At 67.0% G+C, this 25665-nt stretch carries 23 protein-coding genes; 6 read left to right on the top strand and 17 right to left on the bottom strand.

The window, feature by feature from the left end; all coding sequences use genetic code 11:
• Positions 1–374: 374 nt before the first annotated feature.
• A complete protein-coding gene (locus J3E61_RS25080) occupies positions 375–1649 on the bottom strand; it encodes a tyrosine--tRNA ligase (RefSeq protein WP_210085367.1) in 1275 nt (424 codons plus the stop codon).
• 30 nt (positions 1650–1679) lie between these two features.
• Here J3E61_RS25080 and J3E61_RS25075 point away from each other — a divergent pair, with 30 nt between their 5' ends.
• The gene (locus J3E61_RS25075; protein ID WP_210085366.1) at positions 1680–2108 is read left to right on the top strand and encodes a monooxygenase; all 429 of its coding nucleotides are present in this window, start codon (positions 1680–1682) and stop codon (positions 2106–2108) included.
• On the opposite strand, the gene J3E61_RS25070 is transcribed toward J3E61_RS25075, so the two are convergent.
• A complete protein-coding gene (locus J3E61_RS25070; RefSeq protein WP_210085365.1) occupies positions 2105–2752 on the bottom strand; it encodes a DNA-3-methyladenine glycosylase in 648 nt (215 codons plus the stop codon). The two genes, J3E61_RS25075 and J3E61_RS25070, sit on opposite strands and share 4 nt — an antisense overlap.
• Before the next feature lie 23 nt (positions 2753–2775).
• On the opposite strand from J3E61_RS25070, the gene J3E61_RS25065 reads away from it, so the two are divergent.
• From J3E61_RS25065 to J3E61_RS25055, 3 genes are read left to right on the top strand one after another with little or no spacing between them, the layout of a single operon-like run.
• Positions 2776–3540 (top strand): ABC transporter ATP-binding protein, encoded by a 765-nt coding sequence (locus J3E61_RS25065; protein WP_210085364.1) that lies wholly within the window; start codon positions 2776–2778, stop codon positions 3538–3540.
• On the top strand, positions 3537–4292 hold the full coding sequence (locus tag J3E61_RS25060; RefSeq protein WP_192722322.1) for an ABC transporter permease: 756 nt from the start codon (positions 3537–3539) through the stop codon (positions 4290–4292). The genes J3E61_RS25065 and J3E61_RS25060 overlap by 4 nt, the downstream gene beginning before the upstream one ends.
• Position 4293: 1 nt before the next feature.
• Complete coding sequence (locus J3E61_RS25055; RefSeq protein ID WP_192720430.1) at positions 4294–4908, top strand: TetR family transcriptional regulator; 615 nt, start codon at positions 4294–4296, stop codon at positions 4906–4908.
• On the opposite strand, the gene J3E61_RS25050 is transcribed toward J3E61_RS25055, so the two are convergent.
• From J3E61_RS25050 to J3E61_RS25040, 3 genes are read right to left on the bottom strand one after another with little or no spacing between them, the layout of a single operon-like run.
• Entirely contained in the window at positions 4891–5106 is a 216-nt protein-coding gene (locus J3E61_RS25050) for a Trm112 family protein (protein WP_210085363.1), read from the bottom strand. The two genes, J3E61_RS25055 and J3E61_RS25050, sit on opposite strands and share 18 nt — an antisense overlap.
• Before the next feature lie 5 nt (positions 5107–5111).
• Positions 5112–5666, bottom strand: a complete 555-nt coding sequence (locus tag J3E61_RS25045; RefSeq protein ID WP_210085362.1) for a hypothetical protein — start codon at positions 5664–5666, stop codon at positions 5112–5114.
• A 40-nt stretch (positions 5667–5706) separates the two neighbouring features.
• Positions 5707–8673 (bottom strand): acyl-CoA synthetase, encoded by a 2967-nt coding sequence (locus J3E61_RS25040; RefSeq protein WP_210085688.1) that lies wholly within the window; start codon positions 8671–8673, stop codon positions 5707–5709.
• Between the two features lie 83 nt (positions 8674–8756).
• On the opposite strand from J3E61_RS25040, the gene J3E61_RS25035 reads away from it, so the two are divergent.
• Entirely contained in the window at positions 8757–10508 is a 1752-nt protein-coding gene (locus J3E61_RS25035) for an ABC-F family ATP-binding cassette domain-containing protein (RefSeq protein ID WP_210085361.1), read from the top strand.
• A 13-nt stretch (positions 10509–10521) separates the two neighbouring features.
• Here the strand turns inward: J3E61_RS25035 and argH are convergent, their stop codons facing one another.
• From argH to J3E61_RS24995, 8 genes are all read right to left on the bottom strand, one after another.
• The gene (gene argH, locus J3E61_RS25030) at positions 10522–11934 is read right to left on the bottom strand and encodes an argininosuccinate lyase (RefSeq protein WP_210085360.1); all 1413 of its coding nucleotides are present in this window, start codon (positions 11932–11934) and stop codon (positions 10522–10524) included.
• 82 nt (positions 11935–12016) lie between these two features.
• A complete protein-coding gene (locus tag J3E61_RS25025; RefSeq protein WP_192720435.1) occupies positions 12017–13228 on the bottom strand; it encodes an argininosuccinate synthase in 1212 nt (403 codons plus the stop codon).
• A 1-nt stretch (position 13229) separates the two neighbouring features.
• A complete protein-coding gene (locus J3E61_RS25020; protein WP_192720436.1) occupies positions 13230–13718 on the bottom strand; it encodes an arginine repressor in 489 nt (162 codons plus the stop codon).
• A gap of 97 nt (positions 13719–13815) precedes the next feature.
• On the bottom strand, positions 13816–14739 hold the full coding sequence (gene argF / locus J3E61_RS25015) for an ornithine carbamoyltransferase (protein ID WP_210085359.1): 924 nt from the start codon (positions 14737–14739) through the stop codon (positions 13816–13818).
• Positions 14736–15908, bottom strand: coding sequence for an acetylornithine transaminase (locus J3E61_RS25010; protein WP_210085358.1), 1173 nt, complete (start codon positions 15906–15908; stop codon positions 14736–14738). The genes argF and J3E61_RS25010 overlap by 4 nt, the downstream gene beginning before the upstream one ends.
• The gene (gene argB, locus J3E61_RS25005) at positions 15905–16777 is read right to left on the bottom strand and encodes an acetylglutamate kinase (RefSeq protein ID WP_192720439.1); all 873 of its coding nucleotides are present in this window, start codon (positions 16775–16777) and stop codon (positions 15905–15907) included. The genes J3E61_RS25010 and argB overlap by 4 nt, the downstream gene beginning before the upstream one ends.
• Entirely contained in the window at positions 16774–17988 is a 1215-nt protein-coding gene (gene argJ, locus J3E61_RS25000; protein WP_210085357.1) for a bifunctional glutamate N-acetyltransferase/amino-acid acetyltransferase ArgJ, read from the bottom strand. The genes argB and argJ overlap by 4 nt, the downstream gene beginning before the upstream one ends.
• A complete protein-coding gene (locus J3E61_RS24995) occupies positions 17985–19034 on the bottom strand; it encodes an N-acetyl-gamma-glutamyl-phosphate reductase (RefSeq protein ID WP_210085356.1) in 1050 nt (349 codons plus the stop codon). The genes argJ and J3E61_RS24995 overlap by 4 nt, the downstream gene beginning before the upstream one ends.
• A gap of 109 nt (positions 19035–19143) precedes the next feature.
• On the opposite strand from J3E61_RS24995, the gene J3E61_RS24990 reads away from it, so the two are divergent.
• On the top strand, positions 19144–20346 hold the full coding sequence (locus tag J3E61_RS24990) for a cytochrome P450 (RefSeq protein WP_210085355.1): 1203 nt from the start codon (positions 19144–19146) through the stop codon (positions 20344–20346).
• A gap of 4 nt (positions 20347–20350) precedes the next feature.
• Here J3E61_RS24990 and J3E61_RS24985 read toward each other — a convergent pair whose 3' ends face one another.
• From J3E61_RS24985 to J3E61_RS24970, 4 genes are read right to left on the bottom strand one after another with little or no spacing between them, the layout of a single operon-like run.
• A complete protein-coding gene (locus J3E61_RS24985) occupies positions 20351–22849 on the bottom strand; it encodes a phenylalanine--tRNA ligase subunit beta (protein WP_210085354.1) in 2499 nt (832 codons plus the stop codon).
• Positions 22849–23892 carry a phenylalanine--tRNA ligase subunit alpha gene (gene pheS / locus J3E61_RS24980; RefSeq protein ID WP_192720444.1) on the bottom strand — a complete coding sequence of 348 codons (1044 nt, stop codon included), beginning with the start codon at positions 23890–23892 and terminating at the stop codon, positions 22849–22851. The genes J3E61_RS24985 and pheS overlap by 1 nt, the downstream gene beginning before the upstream one ends.
• Positions 23885–24691: a hypothetical protein gene (locus tag J3E61_RS24975; RefSeq protein WP_210085687.1), complete on the bottom strand. Its 807-nt coding sequence runs from the start codon at positions 24689–24691 to the stop codon at positions 23885–23887. Before J3E61_RS24975 ends, pheS begins: the two co-directional genes overlap by 8 nt.
• A gap of 9 nt (positions 24692–24700) precedes the next feature.
• Complete coding sequence (locus J3E61_RS24970; RefSeq protein ID WP_210085353.1) at positions 24701–25573, bottom strand: adenylate/guanylate cyclase domain-containing protein; 873 nt, start codon at positions 25571–25573, stop codon at positions 24701–24703.
• Between the last annotated feature and the right edge of the window lie 92 nt (positions 25574–25665).

The raw sequence follows: 25665 nt of genomic DNA, 5'->3' as shown, positions 1-25665 counted from the left end.
AAAACCACCCCCCAAACGGGAAAAGAAGGGCGGCAAAAACAACAACAAACAAAAACCACCAAACACACTATTGAGTTCTCAAACAACACACCCGCTCGGCCGCGCAACGAGCCCGCGGCCAAAAGGCCGCGGACAAGTAGTGCGGACAATCAGGAACCCAACCGAAGTTGGGGCTTCCCTCTGGGAGCCGCCGCGCTCTTCGGGCCAGGCCCGTGTCGCAGCGACTCCGATAAGTTACGTGAGGGATAACTCGGAGTCAAATGGGCTGATAGGGCGTGTCTTTCGGGTTACGGCCTATGGTGCGCACAGGGTGCGTCGACTCCAACAAGTGGTCTAACGCACAACGGCAAGACTTTGTTCCCGAAGCCGACAAATCAGCCCACTCGCTCGACTCCCGCGATATTCCGCTTACCGCGTCGGAGGACCAACCAGCGGCCGTGGAGGAAGTCCGACGGCTGCGGCACCCACTCCTCGCTGTCGATGCGCGCGTTGTTGACGTAGGCGCCGCCCTCGCTGATGGTTCGTCGCGCGGCGCCCTTGCTGTTGGACAATCCGCTGGCCACCAGCAGGTCAGTGATGGTTTCGGGACCGCCTGGCTTGAGTTCGGCCACGGATGCTTCACGCAGCGCGGCCGCCAGCGTCGGCTCATCGAGCTGGGCCAACTCCCCCCGTCCGAACAGCGCCTGGCTGGCGTGTTCCACTCCTTCGGTCGCGGCCTCGCCGTGCACCAGGTTGGTCAGCTCGCGGGCCAGTCGACGCTGCGCCGCTCGTTCGTGCGCCCGCTCCTGCGTCGCCTGCTCTAGGTCGGCAAGCTCGTCCTGGGAAAGGAAAGTGAACCAGCGCAGGTACCGAATGACATCGGCGTCCGCGGTGTTGATGAAGTACTGGTACCAGGCGTACGGACTGGTCATGTCCGGGTCGAGCCAGAGGCTGCCGCCGCCCGTCGACTTCCCGAACTTCTTGCCTTCGGAATCCGTCACCAACGGAGTCGTCAGCGCGTGCACCGTCGCGCCCGCGATCTGGCGCACCAGTCGGACCCCGGCGATGATGTTGCCCCACTGATCAGAGCCCCCGACTTGAAGCGAGCATCCGTACCGCCGGTGCAGCTCCACGTAGTCGTTGGCTTGCAACAGCATGTAGCTGAACTCCGTGTAGGAGATGCCGTCGCCCTCCAGGCGGCGCCGGACGGTTTCGCGGTCGAGCATCACGTTGACCGAGAAGTGCTTGCCGAGGTCGCGAAGGAACTCGATTGCGGAGAGCTCGCTTGTCCACGACAGGTTGTCCTGCACGATTGCGCCCGTCGGCGAGTCATCGAAGTCGACGAACCGCTCCAGTTGCCCACGTATCCGGTCGGCCCATTCCGCCACGGTGTCCGCCGTGTTGAGCGTCCGCTCACCCGTCTCGCGTGGGTCCCCGATCATCCCGGTTGCGCCGCCGGCCAGCACGATCGGCCGATGCCCCGCCTGCTGAAAACGCCGCAGTGTCAACAGCGGGATCAGATGTCCGGCGTGCAGGCTCGGTGCAGTGGGGTCGAAACCCGAGTACACGGTGACGGGTCCGGATTCCAGCTCGGCGGCCAGCACATCTCTGTCGGTGGACTGCGCAATCAGCCCACGCCATTCCAACTCGTCGAGGATCGACGTACCCATGCGCTTGATCTTCCCCTACCGTCGATGCCGATGTTGTTGCAGATCCAGGGTCATCACCTGCCGGGCCGCGTCTGGCGGTCCCGCGACGAGTACTACGACAACGTCCATGTCGGCATTCAAGTCGGTAAGGAGCCGCGCGACCTGGTCCGCGCCGACGCGGAGTCGCCGTCCTGGACTGTCCCCATCGACGTCATCTTTCGCGGCGACGGTCTGGACTTCCGCGGCGCCGCCGTGCAGGGCAAGCCGGGCGCCCGGTTTGTGTATCTCACGTGGGGTGACGTCGGCGACGACGGCTCCTTTGCGATGTTCCGAAGGGCCAAGCTCATGCTCGCCGACCTCGCACCTCTGGTCGCTGAGACGCAAAAGGTGATCGCGAGGGTCGACCTCACCGACGAGTGCGGCGGACCGCGGTGCGCACGGCTCGCGCCGCCGGCGTTGACCCTCGAGCGGTCGGGTTAGTCGCTTTCGCCGGGCGCCGGCGCCCGCGGACTCCTGCGGTACAGCGACACCTCGGGGCGACCAGCCAGCCAGAACCGCCACGGCCGGTCGGCTGCCTTACTGACGCCAACGCGCGGGCCCTCGACGCCATCATGCTCCTCGTTGGGCGTCACCCGGACCGGGCTCTCGACATCGAACAGGTCAATCCCGTTGTCGTCCATGGTGATTCCGAGTGCTGAGCACAAATTGCCGGGCCCGCGGGCCAATGCGACCGGCCTGGTCAACTCCCCGCGCCGTGACCGGGCCTCATCGATGCCGGCTTCCACCGCCGCGGCCCGCAACAGCACCGCGGCAGCGACTCCGTCCGTCGCGCACACGACGTTCGCACACACATGAATGCCGTGGCTCCGGTAGGTGTAGAGCCGCCCTGCGGGGCCGAACATCACCTTGTTGCGACCGGTCGGACCGCGAAACGAGTGCGCCGCGGCGTCCGGCCACGGGCCGTCCGGCGGCCCCCCATACGCCTCCACTTCGACGATCATCGCGCTGACGCCACGCCCGGTCAGCGCAGCTCCGAGCAGCCGCCGCGCCGCGGTCACGGGGTCCACGGACAACAGCTCGGAGCTCACTCGCCCGATTCTGCCTGCGGCCCTTGACACCCCCATCAGCGGGGAGGACTATTCATCACATGATGAGTTCATCGAGCGATGAATTACTTCGCAACGGGGCAGACCCTGCCATCGACATTCAGAATCTGCGGGTGGTCCGCGGTAAGCGGGTCGCGCTGGACAACATCTCGGTGCAGATCGCGCGCGGCACGATCACCGGCCTGCTCGGCCCGTCGGGCTGCGGCAAAACCACGCTGATGCGCTGCATCGTCGGCACCCAGATCATCGACGAGGGGACGGTCGCGGTGCTGGGCCGCCCGGCCGGGTCGGCTGATCTGCGGCACCGCGTCGGCTACGTCACCCAAGACCCCACCATTTACAACGACCTGCGAATCGTCGACAACGTGCGCTACTTCTCGGCGCTGTATGGCACGGACTCTCAAGCTGCCGACGAGGCGATTGCGGCCGTCGGCCTGGACGATCACCGAACTGCCTTGTGCGGCAACCTGTCTGGTGGCCAGCGCACGCGCGTGTCGTTGGCCTGCGCGCTGGTGTCCCGTCCCGAGTTGCTTGTACTCGACGAGCCCACCGTGGGCCTTGACCCCGTGCTGCGGGTCGATCTGTGGGATCAATTCCACCAACTCGCCAAGCGTGGAACGACATTGGTGGTGTCGAGCCACGTGATGGACGAGGCGGACCACTGCGGCGACCTGCTGCTGATGCGCGAGGGCCATCTGCTGGCCCACAGCACACCTGAGAAACTACGAGAGGACACGGGATGTCAGTCACTGGAGGAAGCGTTTCTGTCCGTCATCCGGCACAGCACCGCAGCCGCAGCCGGCTGAGCCCGCAGGCCTACTTCGCCACCACCGGGCGAATCTTGCGGCAGCTCGCCGCCGATCACCGCAGCGTCGCGATGATCCTCGTCGTGCCGAGTCTGATCATCACGCTGATGTATTTCATGTTCCAGAACGCTCCGCATCGGCCAGGTGCGCCGTCGCCGTTCAACAACGCGTGCCTGATCATGCTCGGCGTGTTTCCGCTGATTGTGATGTTCCTGATCACCTCGATAACCATGCAGCGAGAACGGGTTTCGGGGACCCTGGAACGCATCCTGACCACTCCCCTGCGCCGGCTCGACCTGCTGGCCGCCTACGGCACCGCGTTCTCGATAGCGGCCGCGGCGCAGGCCACGCTGGCGTGTCTGGTGTCCTATCTTTTCCTCGGCCTGGACACCAAGGGCAGCCCGATTCTGGTGTTCACCATCGCGATCATCAATGCGGTGTTGGGTGTGGGACTCGGTCTGCTGTGTAGTGCCTTCGCCCGCACCGAGTTTCAGGCCGTGCAGTTCATGCCGGTGGTCATCGCCCCGCAACTGTTGTTGTGCGGCATCATCGTGCCTCGCGACGTCCTGCCGGACTGGCTGCAATGGATCAGCAATGTGCTGCCCGCCAGCTACGCTCTGGAAGCGTTGCAACAGGTCGGTGCATACTCGGAGCCGACGGCGATCGCCGTGCGTGACATCGCCGTTGTGGTCGGCTTCGCGATAGTCGCGCTGTGCCTGGCCGCGGCAACGCTTCGACGAAGGACTCCATAGCTTGACAGCGGAACTCGAACGCAAACGTCCAGGGCGTCCGCCCGGGACGTCGGACACGCGCGAGCGCATCCTGGAGAGCGCTCGTAATCTGTTCGCCCGCAATGGCATTGACAAGACGTCGATCCGCGCGATCGCCAAGGACGCGGGCGTCGACCCCGCGTTGGTGCATCACTACTTCGGTGCCAAAACCCAGCTGTTCGCCGCGGCCATCCACATTCCGGTCGATCCCATGGATGTCATCGGTCCGCTTCGCCAAGTACCGGTGGAACAGATCGGCTACGTCCTGCCCCGAATTCTGCTCGCGCTGTGGGATTCCGAAATGGGCAAGGGTTTCATCGCGGAGTTGCGATCGTTACTGGCAGGCAATGACGTCACGCTGATCCGCTCCTTCTTGCAGGAAGTGATCACCGTCGAGGTCGGTAGCCGCGTCGACAACCCTCCTGGCAGCGGACGAATCCGCGTGCAGTTCGTCGCATCGCAGTTGGTTGGCATCGTGATGGCCCGCTACATCCTGGAATTGGACCCGTTCAAGTCGCTGCCTGTGGAGCAGATCGCCGAAACGATCGGGCCCAACCTGCAGCGTTATCTGACCGGTGACCTACCCGGACTCACCTGAGGCGCGGTCCAGCAGTCGCTGATGTTCGGCATCGTCGGTCACCGCGACGGCCTCGTCGACGAGAAGAACCGGGATGCCGTCGTCGATGCGATACGCGCGGCGCAGTCGCGGGTTGTAGAGAACCTCGTCATCGACCAACAGCAACGGCCCGCGGTCTTGCGGGCACACGAGAATGCTGAGCAGTTTTTCGTCGACCACGGCCGCTAGCCGACGCCGATGAAGACGCCCTGGTTCTGACCCGGCTCCACCGGAACACCCGGGGGCACAGCCGGTGCCATGCCGGGGGGCGCCTGACCGATACCGAAGTTGTAACCCGGCTGCTGCGTGTTACCCGCGTTCTGCTGAAGCGCCTGCATCTTGTGCTGATAGGCCAGCGTGTCTTTCAACGCCTCGATCAGTGGTTGCTGGTTCGGTCGGTAGTCGAGTGCCTTGACGATCGCGTCCGTGTTCGCCTTCGAGGGCTTGAAGCCCAGCGCGCGTAGTTTCAGCACGTCGTGAATCAGGCCGGACAGCTGACCGCCGCCCGCGCCGGTGTCGTAATCCTGGTCGATGATGGCGAGCACCTGATCGGCCGTCATCGCCGGCGCGGCGGGAGTCTGCGCGTTCGGGGTCGCCGGATCGTTCTTGGCGCACTCGGCCCCAGTGCAGCTTTCAACGGGGTCGGCGAAGGCCGTCGCCACACCGAAACCGCCGAGAAGAGACACGGCCATCGTGCTGCCTACAACTGCCCGCCGCAGATTACTGGTCTGCAATGTCATCTCCTCCTGCCGACAGCGGGAGCCTAACAGTGAACCCAGCTCACTGTTGAGCGCCAGCGATCTCGGTGCGAACTGCAACAGTCAACCGCTTGTACCGATTCTCATCGGGATCCAGGTACCAGGCGTTACGAGACGGCTTGGGGATGCCCTCGGACTTCAGCGGGCCGACAAGCGGCCGGTAGGTCGCGCTGAGCTGCATCTCCGGCACGACATGCACGATGTCGGGCGAGTTGCCGACGGGCAGATCGGCCAACGCCTCGTTCAGATCCGCCGATGGGATGCTGCCGCCGGGACGCAGCGCCAATGCCGTCACGGCCAGCTGGTGGCCGTTGGCGTCGACGCCGTATGTCACGGCCAGATCCACCGCACCGAGGCGGCCGACAGCGTCGTTGACGGGCGACGAGTAGACCGTGCCGCGCTCGGTGTGGATCACCGCGCCGCGGTTGTCGACGAGCCAGTAGTCGCCGTCCTCGTCGCGCCGGAACAGGTACTCCGTCGACACCCAGGTGTCGGCCGGGGCGAACACGCCACGTTTCACCGACGCCGTCGGATCTACCGGGCCGCGCGGGTGGGCGAGCAGCACACCGACTTCGTTCACGTCGGCCCTGCGCACGAATCCCTGCTCGTCCTCGAGGATCAGGTCGTCCTCGGCGTCGTAGGCCGCGAGCTCGACTTCACCGCCGCCAGGCAGCGCCCTGCCCTTGCTGCCCGGCTTGGCACCCGAAACGTTGGCCAGCACCGCTTGCCCGTCGGTGGTGGCGAAGAACTCCACGATGTGCGCGGGCTCGAAAACCTCGCACACCCGCTTCCATAGGCCCGTCGGCATGCCCGATCCGATGAACAGCCGCACGGGATGGCTTCCGGTCAGCGAGAAGGCCGGGTCGTCGATGACCTCCCGCAGCATCGCCCAGGTGTAGGACACCACGGTCACGCCGTATTGGCGGATTTCCTGCAGGAACCGGTCGGGGCGTAACTCGCGCGACAGCGCGATGCGCGATCCGCCGACGACCGCGCCTCCGAGGCTCACCAGAAGCCCCGACTGATGATGCAGCGGCGTCAGGCAGTAAACCGTGTCGGCGCGGCCCAGGTTGGCTGCCGACGCGGTGCCGAACGCTGACAGCGCCCAGCGATAGTTGGTGATCTGGCGGGCGACGAGTTCGCCGCCGATGTTGCTGAACCCGACGAACGCCAGGTCGCGCGCGAGCCCGGGGTTGGGCCGGTACCAACCGGGCAAGTCGACGACGTCGGGGTTGATCTTCTCCATATCTGTGACGTCTGCGTGCTCGGGCAGGTCCAGGTCGCGGGATTCGCCGCCGCCGAGCACCAGCACCCGCGTGCCGAGCCCGCGGGCCGCGTCCAGGTGGCTCGGATCGGCGATGATCTCCGACACCCCGCCGAGCCGAGCGGCGGCCGCCAGGTCGACGTCGGGCGGCATCAGCACCGCCACGGCGCCGAGACGCGACAGCGCGGCGATCGCGACGAGCGCACTGGGCCGGGTCTCCATCAGCACCCCGACGCGGGCGCCCTGGCGCACGCCCACGTCGATCAGGCCACGGACGACGTTGTTGATCCGGCGGTCCACCGCCTCGTAGGTGTGGACGCGGCCGTCGAACAGCAGGCATTCGCCTTGGGGTACATCGCGGGCCTGCTCGGACATGATGCGCCCGAGCGAGATGCGGGTGTGGTCGTTGATCTGGCCGAGGCGCGCGAGCCGCGGCAGCGTGCGATACGTCTCGACGGCCAACGTGCGCGCGGACTTGTTGGCCGCGACGAAGGCATCGGCCGCAGTGCGCGCGAGGCTGAACGCCAGCTCGGTCGCGGCGGCGGTGGTGTGGGCGACGCGGGAGGTGAACGAAACACCGCTCTCGTTGTGCTCGGCGGGCTGCAACGCCATCGGGTTGACGCCGTCGGGCTGAGCACCGCTGCCGTCGATCCACTTCACCCACTGCGCAACGGTCGGCCACGTCTGGCTGGCCGCCTTCGATCCCACGACGAGGCCGAAATGCCCTGCGCGGATGAGGAATTCGTAGACATCAGCCTTGGGCGCGGCGCGCTTGATGCCACGCACGGATGCGGGCTGACCGATGTCGTCGACCTCGCCGATCACGGCGAGCACCGGGCAGTCGATGTCGGACAGCGTGACCAGATCGCCGTGGATGGAGAAGCCGCCGCTCATCATCCGGTTGTGGGCGATGAACTGCTTGAGAAGCTCAGCGATGGCGGGGCCCGACCACGCGATCCAGCCTTCCGAGGCGAGGAACCGGCGCTGCTGTTCGCGCGGCAGCAGGGCCTCGCGGTCGTGCAGCTGGCGCAGGAATTCCAGTCGCGACTGCGCGGTCTTGATGGGGTCGAGCATTTGGAAGCCGGTGCGTGCCAGCCAGCCGGGAATGTCGATGCGACTGAACACGTGATCGGCCATGAAGTCGGCCGCCGCGGGCGCCAGGCTGGCCGGCATGTTCATCGGCAGCGCGGCCAGGGTGTCGACGGGCGAGCCGAACGCGACAATGCTGGCCAGGTCTTTGGACCGGCGGTAGGCCGCGCTCTGGTAGGCGAACATGCCGCCCTGCGAGTAGCCGGCCAGGTGCACGTCGCGGCCGGTGACCTCCTTGACGGTGTCGATCGCTTCGCTGAGTGCCACCACGTGGTCGGCGAGGTTGCGGTCCATGCCGCCTTCGACCTTGTCGGGCGAGCCGAAGTCGATGACCCATGGGTCGACGCCGGCGTTGTGCAGGATGCCGACGGCGCCGTCGTCGCGGGTGACGTCCCACATGTCGGCCGACATCATCATCGGATGCACCATCAAAACCGGGGGTCCCGGCCGTTTTGCGCTTGGACGCGTGTCGGGGGGGAAGTAGCGCCGCAGCCGGTACATCGGAACGCTCTCGATGATCTGGAACGGTGACGGTACGGCGCCGGTCTCCAGGCCGCCGTAGCGCAGCACCTCCAGCCCGTTCTGCGCGGTGGCCACCAGTCGCCCGACCGGCCTGGTAATCGCCGAAAGGTCCACCACGACCCACTCCCCTTATGCCGCTCCAGTCCCCCGACCGTCGACGTCATCATGGCATGTCGTCCGCATATCATCGGCGGCTGATGGCGAATCTGATCAACGTCGAGCGGGCGACCGTCGGCTATGGCACCCGCACGCTGTTGGACGCGGTCAGCCTCGGTGTCGAGGAGGGCGACGCGATCGGCGTCGTCGGGCGCAACGGCGACGGCAAAACGACCCTGCTGCAGGTGCTGACCGAAACCAGGCCGCCCGATTCGGGCCGGGTCACGCATACCTCCGGACTCTCGGTCGGCTATCTGCGACAGGGCGACGAGCTCCTTGGCGCCACCGTGCGGGAGGTGATCGTCGGCGGCCGGGCCGACCATGTGTGGGCCGCCGAGCCGGAGACCCGCGAGGTCGTCTCGCATCTGTTGTCCGGTGTGGATCTGGATGCTGAAGTCGTCCGGCTCTCCGGTGGTGAGCGTCGCCGGGTGGCGCTTGCCGAGGTGCTGCTCGCCGGCCACGACGTGCTGGTGCTGGACGAGCCGACCAACCATCTCGACGTCGAGGTGATCGGGTGGCTGGCGGGCTACCTGCGCGGGCGACGCACCAAGGCGTTGGTTGTGGTGAGCCACGATCGATGGTTTCTCGACGAGGTGTGCACGCGGACGTGGGAGGTGCACGGCGGCGCGGTCGACGCGTACGACGGCGGGTATGCGGCCTACGTCCTTGCGCGTGCGGAGCGGATGCGGCTGGCCGCGGGGACCGAGGCGCGCCGACGCAATCTGATGCGCAAGGAACTGGCCTGGCTTCGGCGCGGACCGCCGGCACGCACGTCGAAACCCAAGTTCCGGATCCAGGCCGCCAACGACCTGATAGCCAACGAGCCCCCGCCGCGCGATTCGCTTGTGCTGCAACGCTTTGCGACGACGCGCCTTGGCAAGGACGTGTTCGATCTGCACAGGGTTGTTTTGGAAGTGGCCGATCGAGTGATCTTGGACCGGGTGGACTGGTCCATCGGGCCGGGCGCCCGCATCGGGTTGGTCGGGGTGAACGGCACGGGCAAGACATCGGTGTTGCGGCTGCTGACCGGCGAGTTGCAGCCTTCGGCGGGCACGATCAAGCGCGGCACCACGCTTCGGATCGGCTATCTGAGCCAGGCATTGGTTGAGCTGGACAGTGCCTCGCGGGTCTTGGATGCCGTCGAGAACCGGCGCCGGGTAACCGAATTGGCGGGCGGACGCGAGATCACGGCCGACACCTTGCTGAAGGACTTCGGCTTCACCGGCGACAAGTTGACCGCGCGGATTGCGGACCTGTCCGGAGGCGAGCGGCGCCGGCTGCAGTTCCTGCGGCTGCTGCTCGACGAGCCGAACGTGTTGCTACTCGACGAGCCGACAAACGATCTCGATATCGACACGCTGACGGTGATCGAGGACTACCTCGACGGCTGGCCGGGAACGCTGATCGTCGTCACGCACGACCGGTATTTCCTCGAGCGCGTCAGCGACGTGACGTATGCGTTGACCGGCGGCGGCCGATGCGACATGCTGCCCGGCGGAATCGAGCAGTACCTCGCGGACCGAGTAGCGGCGGCTTCCGGTGAGACGAAGGCATCTGCGCCGGTGCGGGCGTCCGAGTCGGCGTCGGCCCGCGAGCGACGGGCTGGCAAAGAGATGGCCCGGATCGAAGGACAGCTGCAGAAGCTCGACGGTCAGATCGCGGCGTTGCATGACTCGATGGCGGAGGCGGCCGCCGATCATGTGCGGGTCGGCGAGCTCAACGTCCAGCTTCAGGAGCTATTGGAGCGCAAGGAAACGTTGGAAGAGGCGTGGCTGGCGGCGGCCGGGGACTGAGCCGCAACCGTCGTCAGCGCCTGAGCTGCATCCGCAACCGGTCAGCAGTGTCGCGAACAACGCCGAGTTGCTTGGCGACCTGTATCGGGGCCGTGCCGCCGCGGGCGTCGCGCGAGTTGACCGACCCGTCGACCGTGAGCACGTCGCGCACTTCTCCCGTCAGCTCCGGATGGATGTCGGCGAGCTCCGCGTCTTCGAGATCCTCGAGACCGACGCCGCGTGCCTCGGCCGCGCGCACCGCCGCACCCGCGGCCTCATGTGCGACGCGGAACGGAACTCCCCTGCGCACAAGCCATTCCGCCACATCGGTGGCCAACGTGAAGCCCAGTGGCGCCAGCTCCGCCATCCGGTCGACATCGAAGCGCAACGTCCCGACCAGGCCCGCCATCGCGGGCAGCAGCAGTTCGAGTTGGGCCACCGAGTCGAACACCGGCTCCTTGTCCTCTTGCAGATCGCGGTTGTACGCCAGCGGCTGCGCCTTCAGCGTCGCCAGCAACCCGGTGAGATTGCCGATCAGCCTGCCCGCCTTTCCGCGTGCCAGCTCTGCGATGTCGGGGTTCTTCTTCTGCGGCATGATCGAGCTGCCCGTCGACCATGAGTCGTGCAGCGTGACATAGCCGAATTCTGTTGTGCTCCAAAGGATGATGTCCTCTGCCAGCCGGGACAGGTCCACCCCGATCATCGACAGCACGAAGGCTGCCTCCGCTGCGAAGTCACGGGACGCGGTGGCATCGATGGAGTTGTCGGCCGCGGCTTCAAAGCCGAGGTCCTCAGCAATGGCGTCGGGATCAAGACCGAGCGACGATCCCGCCAGAGCTCCAGACCCGTACGGCGACACCGCCGCCCGCTTGTCGAAGTCGATCAGGCGGTCGACGTCGCGCAGCAGCGGATGAGCGTGCGCCAACAGATGATGCGCCAACAACACCGGTTGCGCCGATTGCAAATGCGTCTTGCCGGGCATGATGGCCGTCGGGTGCGCCGCGGCCTGGGTCGCCAGCGCAGCGACAACTTCGAGCGCACCGTCGGCCACTCGACGCACGGCGTCGCGCAGCCACATTCGAAACAGCGTGGCCACCTGATCGTTTCGCGACCGCCCGGCCCGCAGCCGGCCGCCCAGCTCCTCGCCGACCCGGTCGATCAGGCCACGCTCCAGCGCGCCGTGCACGTCCTCGTCGGTGACCAGCGGCCGGAAGCTGCCGTCCGCGACGTCCTCGGCCAGGCTGTCCAATCCGGTCAGCAGGCCATCGCGCTGCTCTTCGGTCAGCAGGCCGGCGCGATACAGCACCTGGGTGTGCGCCTTGGACGCAGCGACGTCATACGGTGCCAGCACCCAGTCGAAGTGTGTCGACTTGCTCAGCGCGGCAAGGGCATCGGACGGCCCGTCGGCGAACCGGCCGCCCCACAGTGAGCCCTCGTTGGTGCTCATATCTGCACACTCGATGCCGCGCGAGCGTGCACAGTTGTACACAAAATGCGGCGTGTCGACGTGCAGACACGCACGCTCGCGGTCATTTAGCGAGGTCCCTGCGGGCGGAAATCTTCGACGACAGGCCGTGCACGTGCACGAAGCCCTTGGCCGCCGACTGGTCGAATGTGTCGCCCTCGTCGTACGTAGCCAAGTTGAAGTCATACAGCGACTCTGCGCTCCGGCGGCCGTTGACCGCAATGTGCCCGCCGTGCAACACCATCCGGATCTCTCCCGACACATGCTCCTGCGTCTTGGCGACGAACGACTCCAGTGCGGACTTCAGCGGCGAGTACCAAAGCCCGTCGTACACCAGCTCTCCCCACTTCTGGTCCGTCGTCCGCTTGAACCGGCCGAGTTCACGTTCCAGCGTCACGTGCTCGAGTTCGGTGTGCGCGGTGATGAGCACCATCGCACCTGGCGCCTCATAGATTTCGCGGCTCTTGATGCCGACGAGCCGGTCCTCGACCACATCGAGCCTGCCGACACCCTGCGAACCCGCGCGCTCGTTGAGCTCCTCGATGGCCTGCAGCACGCTGACCGGTTTGCCGTCGATCGACACCGGCACACCCTTTTCGAATCCGACGATGACCTCGTCGGGCGTGCTCCAGTTGACGGTGGGGTCCTCGGTGTAGTCGTAGACGTCCTTGGTCGGCGCGTTCCACAGGTGCTCGAGGAATCCGGTTTCCACCGCCCGACCCCAGACGTTCTGGTCGATCGAGAACGGTGAGCGCTTGGTGACATTGATCGGGATCGCGTTCTCCTCGGCGAACGCGATGGCCTTCTCCCGCGTCCACGCGTAGTCGCGGACCGGGGCAAGCACCTCGAGATCCGGTGCCAGCGAAGCGAATCCGACCTCGAAGCGCACCTGGTCGTTGCCCTTACCGGTGCAGCCGTGTGCGACGATGCCGCCCCCGTGCTCGCGGGCCGCGGCCACCAGGTGCTTGACGATCAGCGGCCGGGACAACGCCGACACCAACGGATAACGGTCCATATACAGCGCATTGGACTTGATCGCGGGCAGGCAGTACTCGTCGGCGAACTCGTCTCGGGCGTCGACGACGACGGCCTCCACTGCGCCGCAGTCGAGTGCGCGCTTGCGGACGACCTCCATGTCCTCGCCGCCCTGACCGAGATCGATGGCGACCGCGACCACTTCTTTTCCGGTTTCCTTGCCGATCCAGCTGATCGCCACGGAGGTGTCCAAACCACCGGAATACGCCAGGATGACGCGTTCGGATCCCGATTTTGGCAACCTAATCTCCTCCTTGTTGGATGCTTTCAAGCTTTGCGGCGAGTTCAGCACCGGTCATCGGCTCACGAGCCACCACGAGGATGGTGTCGTCGCCGGCGATGGTCCCGACCACATACTGCAGTGCCGCGCGGTCGATCGCGCTGGCGAGGTAATGGGCGGCGCCCGGAGGCGTGCGCAGCACCGCGAGGTTTCCGCTGGCATCCGTTGACACCAACAGCTCGCCGAGCAGACGCGACATGCGTTCGGTGCCGCCGGTGACGCCGCGCACCGGGCTGCCGTCCTCTGGCACGACGTACACGCCCACGCCGCCGTCCGCGCCCCGCAACTTCACCGCACCGAGCTCCTCGAGGTCGCGTGACAGCGTGGCCTGCGTGACGTCGATGCCTTCGTCGGCCAGCATCGCGGCCAGTTCGGTTTGGCTGTGCACCGACTGCGACGACAGCAGCGAGACGATGCGCGCCTGCCGCCCGACCCGGGTCGCGGACGTCATGCCTCGACTCCCACTCGTCCCCTGCCCTTCGGGCGTGGGCCCACCGGTCCTCGCTCGTACCTCGCTGCGATCCTCACTCGCGCTCGCCTTCGGGAAGTCATGACCGCTCCAGCAGCCACACCAGCAGCGCCTTCTGTGCGTGCAGCCGGTTCTCGGCCTCGTCCCACACCGCGCTGTGCGGCCCGTCGATCACCTCGTCGGTGATCTCGTATCCGCGGTGCGCGGGAAGGCAATGCAGGACAATCACATTCCGCTGTGCCCGAGCGAGTAACGCCGCGTTGACCTGGAAGGGCCGAAACGGCCTCACCCGATCCAGTCCGTCGTTCTCCTGGCCCATCGACGTCCAGGTGTCGGTGACAAGCACGTCCGCGCCGTCAGCGGCAGCATGTGGATCCGCGGTCAACGTCACCGACGCGCCGGTGTCGGCGGCACGCTTCTCGGCGGCCGCGACGAACTGTGGGTCAGGCTCGAAACCGGCGGGAGCGGCGATGGTGACGTGGATGCCTGCGGTGACGCCGCCGAGCATCAGCGAGTGCGCCATGTTGTTGGCGCCGTCGCCGAAGTAGGCCAACCGCAGCCCGTTCAGCGTGCCCAGGCGTTCGTCGAGCGTCTGGAGGTCGGCGAGCACCTGGCATGGGTGGAACTCGTCGGACAGTGCGTTGACAACGGGGACCGTGGCGCCAGATGCCATGGCGCTCAGGCGTTCCTGTGCGAACGTACGCCACACGATCGCGTCGACATACCGCGACAACACACGTCCCGTGTCTTCGAGGGTCTCCTCACGACCGAGTTGCGTGCTACGACCGTCGACCACGACGGCGTGTCCGCCGAGTTGTCCGATGCCGATCTCAAAGGAGAACCGGGTGCGGGTGGAGTTCTTGTCGAAGATGACGGCTACGCCGCGCGGCCCCTCGAGCGGTCGCGCACTGAACGGATTCGCCTTGAGTTCACGAGCCAGCGCCAGCACCTCGGCCTGCTCGTCCGGCGTGAGGTCGTCGTCGCGCAGAAAATGACGGGTCACGCCTGGGCCCCCTTGTCCAGCACGCCAGGCAGCGCTGTGAGGAAGTCGTCGATCTGCGCCTCGGTGATCACCAGCGGCGGCGCCAGCCGGATCACATCGGGCGCAGCGGCGTTGACCAGGAAACCGGCGTCGCGGGCCGCGGCCTCGACGGGTTTGGCGGCGTCAGCGGTCAGCACCACACCCTGCAGCAGACCGCGGCCCCGGACGTAGTCGACGAGCGGATGATGCAGCGCCTCGATGCCATGCGACAACGTCTTGCCCAGCACGTCGGCGCGGCCGACCAGTTCCCCGTCGGCGAGCACCTTGATCACCGCATTCGCGGCGGCCGTGCAGACCGGGTTGCCGCCGAACGTGCTGCCGTGCAAACCGGGTGTGAGCAGATCGGCGGTCTTGCCGACGGCGAGGCACGCACCGATCGGCAGCCCGCCGCCCAACCCCTTGGCCAGGGTGACGATGTCGGGTGTGATGCCGTCGTGCTGGTGTGCGAAAAAGGCTCCGGTGCGGCCCATTCCGGTCTGCACCTCATCGAGCACCAGCAGCGCGCCGTACTTGGTGGTGATCTCCCGCGCGGCGACCAGGTAGCCGGCCGGCGGAACAACCACGCCGCCCTCCCCCATGATCGGCTCGAGAAACACGGCTGCGGTCGCGTCGTCGACAGCGGCTTCCAGCGCTGCGACGTCGCCGTACGGAACATGCGTGACGTCACCGGGCAGCGGCTCGAACGGCTCCTGTTTCGACGGTTGGCCGGTCAACGCCAGCGAGCCCATCGTGCGGCCGTGAAAAGCACCATGAGCGGCAACGAGTTTCGTGCGCCCAGTCAGCCGGGTGATTTTGAACGCGACCTCGTTGGCCTCGGTCCCGGAATTGCAGAAGAACACCCTGGCGTCAGCACCGAGCAGTCCGACGAGCGATTCGGCCAGTGCGACACCGGGTTCGGTGGCGTACAGGTTGGACGTGTGTCCCAGCGTGTTGAGCTGACGGGTGACAGCCTCGATGATCGCGGGGTGGCGGTGACCGAGGATGTTGACCGCGATGCCACCGAGCAGGTCGACATACGACTTGCCGTCGACGTCGGTCACCACGGCTCCCTCGCCGCTGGCCAGCGCGAGCGGCGGTGTGCCGTAGTTGTTCATCATCACGCCGGACCAGCGCTGCAAGAGGGTGCTCATGCCGGTACCACCTTGGTGCCCGTCCCTTCGTCGGTGAACAACTCGACCAGTACGCAGTGTTCGACGCGGCCGTCGATGACGTGTGCGCTCGGCACCCCGCCCGACACCGCGCGCATGCACGCCTCGATCTTGGGCACCATGCCCGACTCCAGTTTCGGAAGCAGTTGCGTCAGCGCCGCGGTGTCGATCTCGCTGACCAATGAATCTCGGTCGGGCCAGCTGGTGTAGAGGCCTTCGACGTCGGTCAGCACCACGAGCTTCTCGGCGCCGAGCGCCTCGGCCAGCGCGGCCGCCGCGGTGTCGGCGTTGATGTTGTGCACGACGCCCTCGGCGTCGGGAGCGATCGTCGAGACCACCGGAATACGGCCTGCGGCAATCAGATCCATCAGTGCCGCGGCATCGACACGCTCGACGTCGCCGACCAGCCCGATATCGGTCGCGACGCCGTCGACCGTGACGCTGCGGCGCACCGCCGTGAACAGATGGGCGTCCTCGCCGGTGATGCCGACTGCGTACGGGCCGTGCGCGTTGATCAGGCCCACCAGCTCGCGGCCGACCTGTCCGAACAGCACCATGCGTGCCACGTCCAGCACCTCGGGTGTGGTGACACGGAAGCCACCCTTGAAATCGCCTGCGATGCCAAGGCGTTTGAGCATCGCACTGATCTGCGGTCCACCGCCGTGCACGACGACCGGATGGATGCCGCAGTTACGCAGGAACACCATGTCGGCAGCGAAAGCGGACTTGAGCACGTCGTCGGTCATTGCGTTGCCGCCGTACTTGATGACCACGATCTTGCCGTGCATTTGCTTGAGCCACGGCAGCGCCGCGGCGAGCACCTGCGCCTTCAGCGGCGTAGCGAGCGTCATGAGCTGTACGCCGAGTTCTCTTCGACGTAGCCGTGCGACAGATCCGTGGTGCGGATACTCGCTCGATCCGACCCGACGCCGAGATCGATCGTGACGTCGATATCGGCGCCGGACAGGTCGACGTCGCGTGCGCCCGGGGCTCCGGTGCCGTCGACACAGACCGGAGATCCGTTGAACGACACACCGATCCGATCGGCATCGAGAGCAACCGGCGCCATGCCGACCGCAGCCAGCACCCGGCCCCAGTTCGGATCCGAGCCGAACAGCGCGGTCTTGACCAGGCTGTCGCGTGCCACCACCCGGGCCGCTGTCAGCGCGTCGGCTTCGGAGGCGGCGCCGGTGACCGTGATGACGACGCGTTTGGTGACGCCCTCGGCGTCGGCCTGCAACTGCGCGCACAGGTCGTCGCACACGCGCAGCACCGCGTCATCGAGTTCGCTTTGGCTGGGTGTGATCTCGCTGGCTCCAGATGCCAGCAGCAGCACGGTGTCGTTGGTGGAGCAGCTTCCGTCGACGTCGAGGCGGTCGAAGGTCAAGGCCGCGGCGTTGCGCAGGGCATGGTCCAGTGCCGCGGCGTCGGCGACCGCGTCGGTGGTGATCACCGTCAGCATCGTCGCCAGCGACGGCGCCAACATGCCCGCGCCCTTGGCCATGCCGCCGACCGTCCAGTTGCCGCTGTGGTGCAGCGCAACCTGTTTCGGCACGGTATCGGTGGTCATGATGGCGCGGGCGGCTTCCTCGCCTCCGGTCAGCCCGCCTGCCAACTCGTGCACGATCTCGGTGACGCCGGCCAGCACCTTGTCCATCGGCAGCCGATCGCCGATCAGCCCGGTCGAGCAGACCGCCACCTCGATGGCGCCGGTTTCGGTGCCCCAGTCAGACAGTGCCGCGGCGACGGCCTCCGCGGTCGCGTGTGTGTCCTGAAACCCTTGTGGCCCTGTGCAGGCGTTGGCGCCACCGGAATTGAGGACCACCGCGCGCAACCGGCCCGTGGTCAGCACCTGCTGCGACCACAGCACCGGCGCAGCCTTGACCTTGTTGCGGGTGAACACGCCCGCCGCCGCGTAGTCGGGCCCCTCGTTGAACACCAGGGCCAGGTCGAGTGCGCCGGACACCTTGATGCCGGCTGCGATTCCGGTGGCTCGAAAACCTGCGGGCGCGGTGACGCCCTGTGTGCGCACCAGCCGGGTGGTTTCGGTGGTATCGGTCACGGCGCCACTCCCACGATCGAAAGTCCTTCCGTCTCTGGCCAACCCAATGCGAGGTTCATCGATTGCACGGCGGCGCCACCGGTCCCCTTGACGAGGTTGTCGATGGCGGCGATGACGACGAGCATCCCCGCATCTTCATCCAGGGCCACCGCCAACTGGGCGGCGTTGCTCCCGATCACCGCGCCCGTCTTCGGCAGCTGGCCTTCTGGCAGTAGATGCACGAAAGGCTCTGCATCGTAAGCTTTTTCGTAGGCAGCGCGCAGCTGCGACAGCGGCGCCGATGTGCGGGCGGTGCAGGTGGCCAGGATGCCGCGGGACGTCGGGATGAGCACCGGCGTGAACGACACCGTGACGTGCTTGTCGGTCAACGCCGCCAGACCCTGCGCGATCTCCGGAGTGTGGCGGTGTTTGCCGCCGATGTTGTAGGCACGGGCCGATCCGATCACCTCGGAGCCGAGCAAGTCCACCTTGGCCGCCCGGCCGGCACCGGAGGTCCCGCTGACCGCGACGACGGTGACGGCGGGCTCGATCAGGTCCTCGGCGATCGCAGGCCAGAGCGCCAGCAGCGCCGCGGTGGGATAGCAACCGGGCACGGCGATCCGCTTGGCGTCCCGCAACTGCTCGCGCGCGCCTGGCAGTTCGGGCAGCCCGTACGGCCAACTGCCCGCGTGCGCGGAGCCGTAGAACCTCTCCCATGCTGTCGCGTCAGTGAGCCGGAAGTCGGCACCGCAGTCGATGACCACGGTCTCGGAGCCCAACTGCTCGGCCAGCGCGGCGGAATGCCCGTGCGGCAGGGCGAGGAACACGACGTCGTGGCCTGCCAGCACGTCGATATCGGTCGCGTCGAGAACCCGGCCCGCCAGTGGCAGCAGGTGGGGGTGGTGTTCGGCCAGTGTCGTGCCCGCGCTGGCTGCGGCGGTGAGCGCGCCGATGGTCAACCTGCCGTCCGCGTAGGCCGGATGGCCGAGCAGGAGCCGAAGGATCTCGCCACCGGCATATCCGCTGGCACCGGCGACCGCGACAGACGTCATGCAGCGATTCTGCATGGTTATGCAGCGTGTCGCAAATTGATTTACCAAGCAGGGCCCGCGTTCGGCCGTTTGGGACGACGTGGGGCCCTCATACTGTGCGTGACGGCAACTTCCGGGGGGAATCGTGACTGCGTCTGTACTCACACCTGTCGACCTGACCGGGTCGTTTGCGGCCAATCTGCACGGCATGCTGCGAGATGCAGCGGAGCAAGGGCCGCTGGCCACCGACATCGCCACCGGCGCCACGATCGTCCTGCGCCAGCACGACGTCGAAACGTTGGCCCACGATCCGCGCCTCGAGGGCATCGGGCTGATCTTGTTCGACATGATGGGGATCGCCGACGGCCCCCTGCGCGACTGGTACGCCAAAGTCATGTTCACCACCGAAGGTGACTACCACCGCCGCATCCGATCGCTGGTGTCGCGCGCGTTCACGCCCCGCTCTGTCGCGGCACTTCGCGGAAGCGCTGCCCAGATGGCGCACGACGCCGTCGCCGCGGCCCAAGAGACCGGCGACCTGCTCACCACCTCGTCACTGGGCACCCGCATGATCTGTCGACTGCTCGGAGTGCCGGACGGCGACGACGCGGTGTTCACCAAGTGGGCCGAAGCGCTGAGCCCCGTGTTCTTCGTCATGACGCCCGAACAGATCGCCGATGCGACCACCGCGATCGTTGAGATGCAGGACTACGTTGATGAATTGACCCGCCGACGCGCCAAGGACCCCGGCGACGATCTGATCACCTCACTGCTCGCTGCCGAGTCGGACGGGGAGCGCCTGACCCACGCCGAAACGGTGACGATGATCACCAATCTGCTTGTCGCCGGGCATGATACGGCGGGCAGTCAGATCCCGTGCAGCATCCTGGTCGCGCTGCAACACCGCGACCACTTGACAGGAGTTCTCGACGACGCGGCCCGATTCACCAGTGCTGTCAGCGAGACCATGCGGATGGAACCGAGTATCCCAGCAATCCCCCGCACCGCCGTGGCGCCGATTGACCTACACGGCACCACGATTCCGGTCGGGTCGATGGTGTTTCTGTGTATCGCGTCGGCATGTCGCGATGCATCCGCCTGGCCCGAGCCAGACCGCTTCGACCCCGACCGATTCACCAGACCGGATACCGCCAAGCTGCTCAATTTCGGTGCAGGCACTCACTATTGCCTGGGCACCGCGTTGGCCAAGATCGCTGTCGAGGAGGCGGTGGGTGCCGTGCTCGCCGCCGATCCCCCCTTGCACCTGTCGGAGGATGTCGCCGAAATTCCGTGGCGCCAGGTGCTTGGCCGCAGCCCCGCCCGGCTGATGGTCAGCGCCGACGCGTGATGACCTAGGCGCGTTGGACGGCGCCGACGCGGTCTGCGGCGGCCCTGACGGCGGCGTCGCGGGCGGCGCTCGCCTCGTCCTCGGTCAACGTCCGATCGGCGGCGCGGAATCTCAGCGCGAGCGTCAGCGACTTGCGGCCATCTCCGATCTGCGGGCCGGTGTAGACGTCGAACAGCCGAACATCCTCGAGCAACTCGCCTGCGCCGTCGCGCACCGCCTCGACGACATTCTGCGCGGCGACATCCACAGCGACGATCAGGCTGACGTCCTGGAAGACAGCCGGGAACGGCGAAACCCGCGGGGCGGGCAGCCGATCAGACAGCGGGATCGCGTCGAGATTCAGTTCCACCGCGCAGGTCCCCTTGGGCAGGCCCGCACGTTCCACGACCGCCGGATGCAACTGTCCGGCGTATCCGACGACCAACGCGTCCTGGCCATCACCGATGACTACCTCGGCGCACCGGCCCGGGTGCCATGGCAGATGTTGCGCACCTCGCAGCGTCACCTCGACGCCTGCGGCACGGCCGATTACACGCACCGAATCGAACGCGTCGGACGCCTCGACAGGCCGGCCGGGTCCCCATGGACCCGCCGGTTCACGCTGGCCCGCAAGCACAATGCCGACGTGCTGGGGTTGGTGGGGCAGCGAGGCATCGAGCGTGGCGACCTCGTCGTCGGTGGGCCTGCGATTGTTCGGAATGCGTTCGACGGCACGGATTTCCGACGTGGGCTCGACGACTTGCTGAATCGCGTAAAGCGCAACGTCGACGGCACCTCGGGATACGTTGCGCACCAAGGCTTCCAGCAGCCCCGGCAGCAGCGTGGTCGCCAGTTCGGGACGGTCGGACTCGAGCGGATTGAGCACCTTGGTGGTGTTGCGTCGCGGATCCTCGGCCGGCAATCCCCACTGATCGAAAACGCCCGCCGGCAAGAACGGCGTCGGCAGTATCTCGACATAACCGTTGAGCGCCAACGACTTTCCGATCGCGCGGCGGCGCTTCTGCACGGGCGTGAGACCGCGTCCCGCCGGGGCCTGCGGCAGCACGGACGGGATGATCTCGAGGCCTTCCAGCCGCAGCACCTCTTCGACGAGGTCTGCCGGCTCGCGCAGGTCGGGCCGCCAACTCGGTGGGGTTGCCGTCACCAGGTCGCCGTCAGTCGCGACGTCGGCGCCGATCTGTGTCAACCTGCGCTGCGTGGTGCCCTCGGCGTAGTCGACGCCTGCGGTGCGGGCGGGCAGGTCGGCCGGCATGCTCACCGGCGCCGGGGACCAGTTGTCCCGCGGTGGATCACCACGCCAGTCAGTCAGCGTGGGTTCGATTGTGCCGCCTGCGATATCGGCCAGCAGCGTGGCGGCCCGGTCCAGGGCCGCGATGGACACAGCAGGATCCACAGTGCGCTCGTAACGACGGCCCGACTCGCTGGTCAGGTGCAGCCGCCGTTGGGTCCGCGACACCGCGGCGGGATCCCACACCGCTGCCTCCAGCATCAGGTCGGTGGTGGTGTCACGCACCTCGGTGGTGCCCGCGCCCATGATGCCGCCGATGGCCGCGGTCGCGACGTCGTCGACGATCAGCACATCGCGGGGGTCGAGCTTGCGCTCGACGTCGTCGAGCGTGACGACCGTCTCCCCCGGCTCCGCGAAACGCACCTTCAAGCCGCCGGTGATCAGGCTGCGGTCGTGGGCATGCATCGGGTGACCGAGTTCGAGCATCACGTAATTCGTCACGTCGACAGCGGGTGAGATGGCGCGGATCCCGGACAGCAGCAGTCGCCGCTGCATCCACCACGGCGACACCGCTTTCGGGTCGATACCCGTCACCGGCCGCAGCCCGAACCGCAGTACACCGGTGCCGGGTTGAATCGTGACGGGCAGGGCGTCGCCATCGGCCGGCAGTGGCGGCACATCGGCGGGGTCGACGTAGTCGAGGTCGTAGGCGCAGGCGATCTCACGGGCCATACCGCGCACCGACAGGCAGTAGCCGCGGTCCGGCGTGATGGCCAGGTGGAACACGACGTCGTCGAGTCCGAGCACGTCAGCGGCGGACGTGCCGGGTTCCGCCGTGCCCCCAGGCAGCACCAGAATGCCCGAATGGTCGGTGCCCAAGTTGAGTTCGGAGGTCGAGCAGATCATGCCGTCCGAGATGCGGCCGTACGTCTTTCGTGTCGCGATGGTGAAGTCGCCGGGCAGCACCGTTCCGGGCAGTGCCACGACCACCAGATCGCCGACTGCGAAGTTGGTTGCACCGCAGACGATGTCGCGAGGTTCGGTCTCGCCGACGTCGACCTTGACCGCTCGGATCGGCTTCTTGAACTCGGTGAGTTCCTCGAACGCGGTGACGCGGCCCACCGTCAGCGGGCCAGTGACGGGCCCGACGGGAATGATCTCCTCGACCTCGTGGCCGATCCGGATCAGGGTGTGCTCGAGCTCATCTGGTGACACGTCCCACCCGGGAGCCCCGGCCTGCACGACGTCGCGCAGCCAGCTGTACGGCAGCCGCATCAGGCCCCTACCCCGAACGGCAGCGAGAAGCGCACGTCGCCCTCGACCATGTCACGCATGTCGGGAATGCCGTTGCGGAACTGCAGGGTGCGCTCCAATCCCATGCCGAACGCGAAGCCGGAATACACGGAAGGGTCAATGCCGCAGGCGCGCAACACATTTGGATTGACCATGCCGCAACCGCCCCATTCCACCCAGCCAGGGCCGCCCTTCTTGTTGGGGAACCAGATGTCCACCTCGGCGGACGGTTCGGTGAACGGGAAGAAGTGCGGGCGGAACCGGGTGCGGCCCTCGGGCCCGAACTCCGAGCGGGCGAACGCGTCGAGCGTGCCACGCAGGTGCGCCATCGTCAGCCCTTTGTCCACTGCCAGCCCCTCGACCTGATGGAAGACCGGGGTGTGGGTGGCGTCGAGCTCGTCGGTGCGAAACGTGCGGCCGATCGAGATGATGTACACCGGCAGGTCACGCTCCAGCAGCGCCCGGATCTGCACCGGCGAGGTGTGCGTGCGCAACACCTGGCGCGAACCGTCTGGAGCGACATAGAAGGTGTCCTGCTCGCTGCGCGCCGGGTGATCGGGCGGGAAATTGAGCGCGTCGAAGTTGAACTGCTCGGTCTCGACCTCGGGCCCCTCGGCCAGCTCCCAGCCCATTGCGACGAACGTGTCGGCGATGTGCTCGGCGAGGATGGTGATCGGGTGCCTGGCGCCGATCGGCTGGCGGGTGGACGGCAGCGTGACGTCGATGCGCTCGGCGACCAGGACAGCGGCGTCGCGCTCGGCCCGCAGCGCGGCAAGACGATCGTCGTAGGCGCGCTGCGCCTCGGTACGCGCTACGTTGACCCGCTTGCCTGCGTCGGCGCGATCGCCCTTGGGCAGTGACCCAAGAGCCTGGCGCGCCAGCGCGATCGGTGAGCGATCGCCGAGGTGCTCGGTCTTTGCGCGCGCGAGCTCATCCAAATCGGCGGCCAGATCGAACGCATGCTGGGCCGCGCTGACGGCTTTGGTCAGCGACTCTTCGGACAGGTCTCCTGCCTGATCAGCCACCCGGCGATCGTACGCGATCGCCTGTTGTGGCCTCGCACGCATTACGTGCCGGTGCCCGGGCCTTGCGGCGTCGCGTGAGCGCCTCAGCCATCACCGCTCCGGCCAGGCCTGCCGCGGTGGCCATCAGCAGGTCGGTGCTGCCCAGCACCAGGAAGCCGAACGCCGCCGCAACCCGAAGCAGCGCGAACCGCACCCGCGTCCAGTCGTGCGGGCGGCCGAAGCGTGCCGACAGCAGCATGCCCAAGGCAAGTGCCACCGCATGTCCGACGTCGGTGAAGTCACGGCCGACGGCCACCATCGCGACCCCGACCGCGACGAACCAGCCGATCCACGCCGGCCGCCAGCGCCGAGGGATCGCGGTGGTCAGCGAGCCCAGCACCGCCACGGCCCCGTAGCTCATGCCGACGTCCGTCGCGCGACTGACCGACACCGGTAGCCACGTCAGCTTCACCGCTGCGGTCAGGCCCGCGGCGACCAGCAGCGTGGCACCGAGGTGCCCCACTACGAACGCCACGACCAATCGGCCGCTGCCCCACATCAACTCCGCGACAGCTAGCAGGCAGACCAGCCCGGGCAGCCAGACGTAGATCGGTCCGGCATCGATGACGAACGCGCTGTAGAGCAGCGTGCTCAAATGCCCATGGCTGAGGTTGTGGAGGTTGGTGCTGACATGACGGACCACCCAGTCCTGCACCTGCGGACCGAGGCCGTACAGGGCAACCGTGACACAGGTCACGACGACCGCATACGCCGCGGTTGCGCGGACCCGGGCCAGCTGGGCGAGCAGTCGGAGCAACATCTTCACCAACTATGCGCCGGCGGCGTCATCCTCGTCTTGTTCAGCACCTGGCAACTGCCTGCGAGTTCTCAAGCGGTACATGGCGAGGTCGGCGGGGACGCCGTCCTGTTTGGCCGTAAAGACTTGCCTGCGAAGCCGTTTCGCCGTCACGCCCAGAGTGGCGAAGTCCTCGTCCGGAATCCGGTCAAGCGTCGCCCCTGACACCACCAGTTCGCCCTTGGTGGCTCGCTCCATCACCCGCGCGGCGATGTTGACGTCCACCCCGAGCCAGTCCGAACCGATCCGCTGCGGGCGGCCGGTGTGGACGCCAACTCGCATCCGCGGCGTATAACCTTCCACCTCAACAGTTTTCACCGCCTCGCGAGCGGCGATCGCGGCCCGCACGGCGGTGATGGGCTCGGCGAACACCGCCATGATGCCGTCGCCCAACCGCTTGACGATCTGGCCGCGCGCCTCGAGCAACGGTGGTTCGACCACCTGAGAAACCCGGCGCAACAACTTCAGCGTCGCCTCGTCGCCGGCACTCAACGACCACGACGAAAAGCCCACCAGGTCCGTAAAGACCAGCGTCACCTCGCGATTCGCCGGCTTTCCCGACACCCGCTCCGTCAGCGCCTGCCACACCTGCAATGCGCCAAGGCTGACTTCGCGCGAGGCGGCCTCCCGCTCCAGCAGACGATCAGCGGCCCGCGCCGCCGCACGCGGGCCCCCAACACCGTCGGCTGACAGCGGATCTCCGAAATCGGGATCACCGGGCAATGCCCGCCGCGCCCGGCGCAGGAACGCGATGACAGCCGGGTTGTGATTGGTGCTCTTCAGCCAACCCCTCGGGCCGGATGATTGTGGGACGGGTCGCTCGTCGATCGACTCGACATCATCCACAGCCGTCAGCCTAATGGAGGCAGATTCGATGGCTAAACATCCTGGTCACAGGCGTGTGGCGCGCCGATGGAGGGTGAGTAACGCTGTGCCGC

Origin of the sequence: Mycobacterium sp. OAE908 (assembly GCF_017872775.1) — a bacterium.
Classification (GTDB): domain Bacteria; phylum Actinomycetota; class Actinomycetes; order Mycobacteriales; family Mycobacteriaceae; genus Mycobacterium.
Note: the sequence above shows the minus strand (reverse complement) of the source record. Positions and strands in the feature narration are given on the sequence as shown.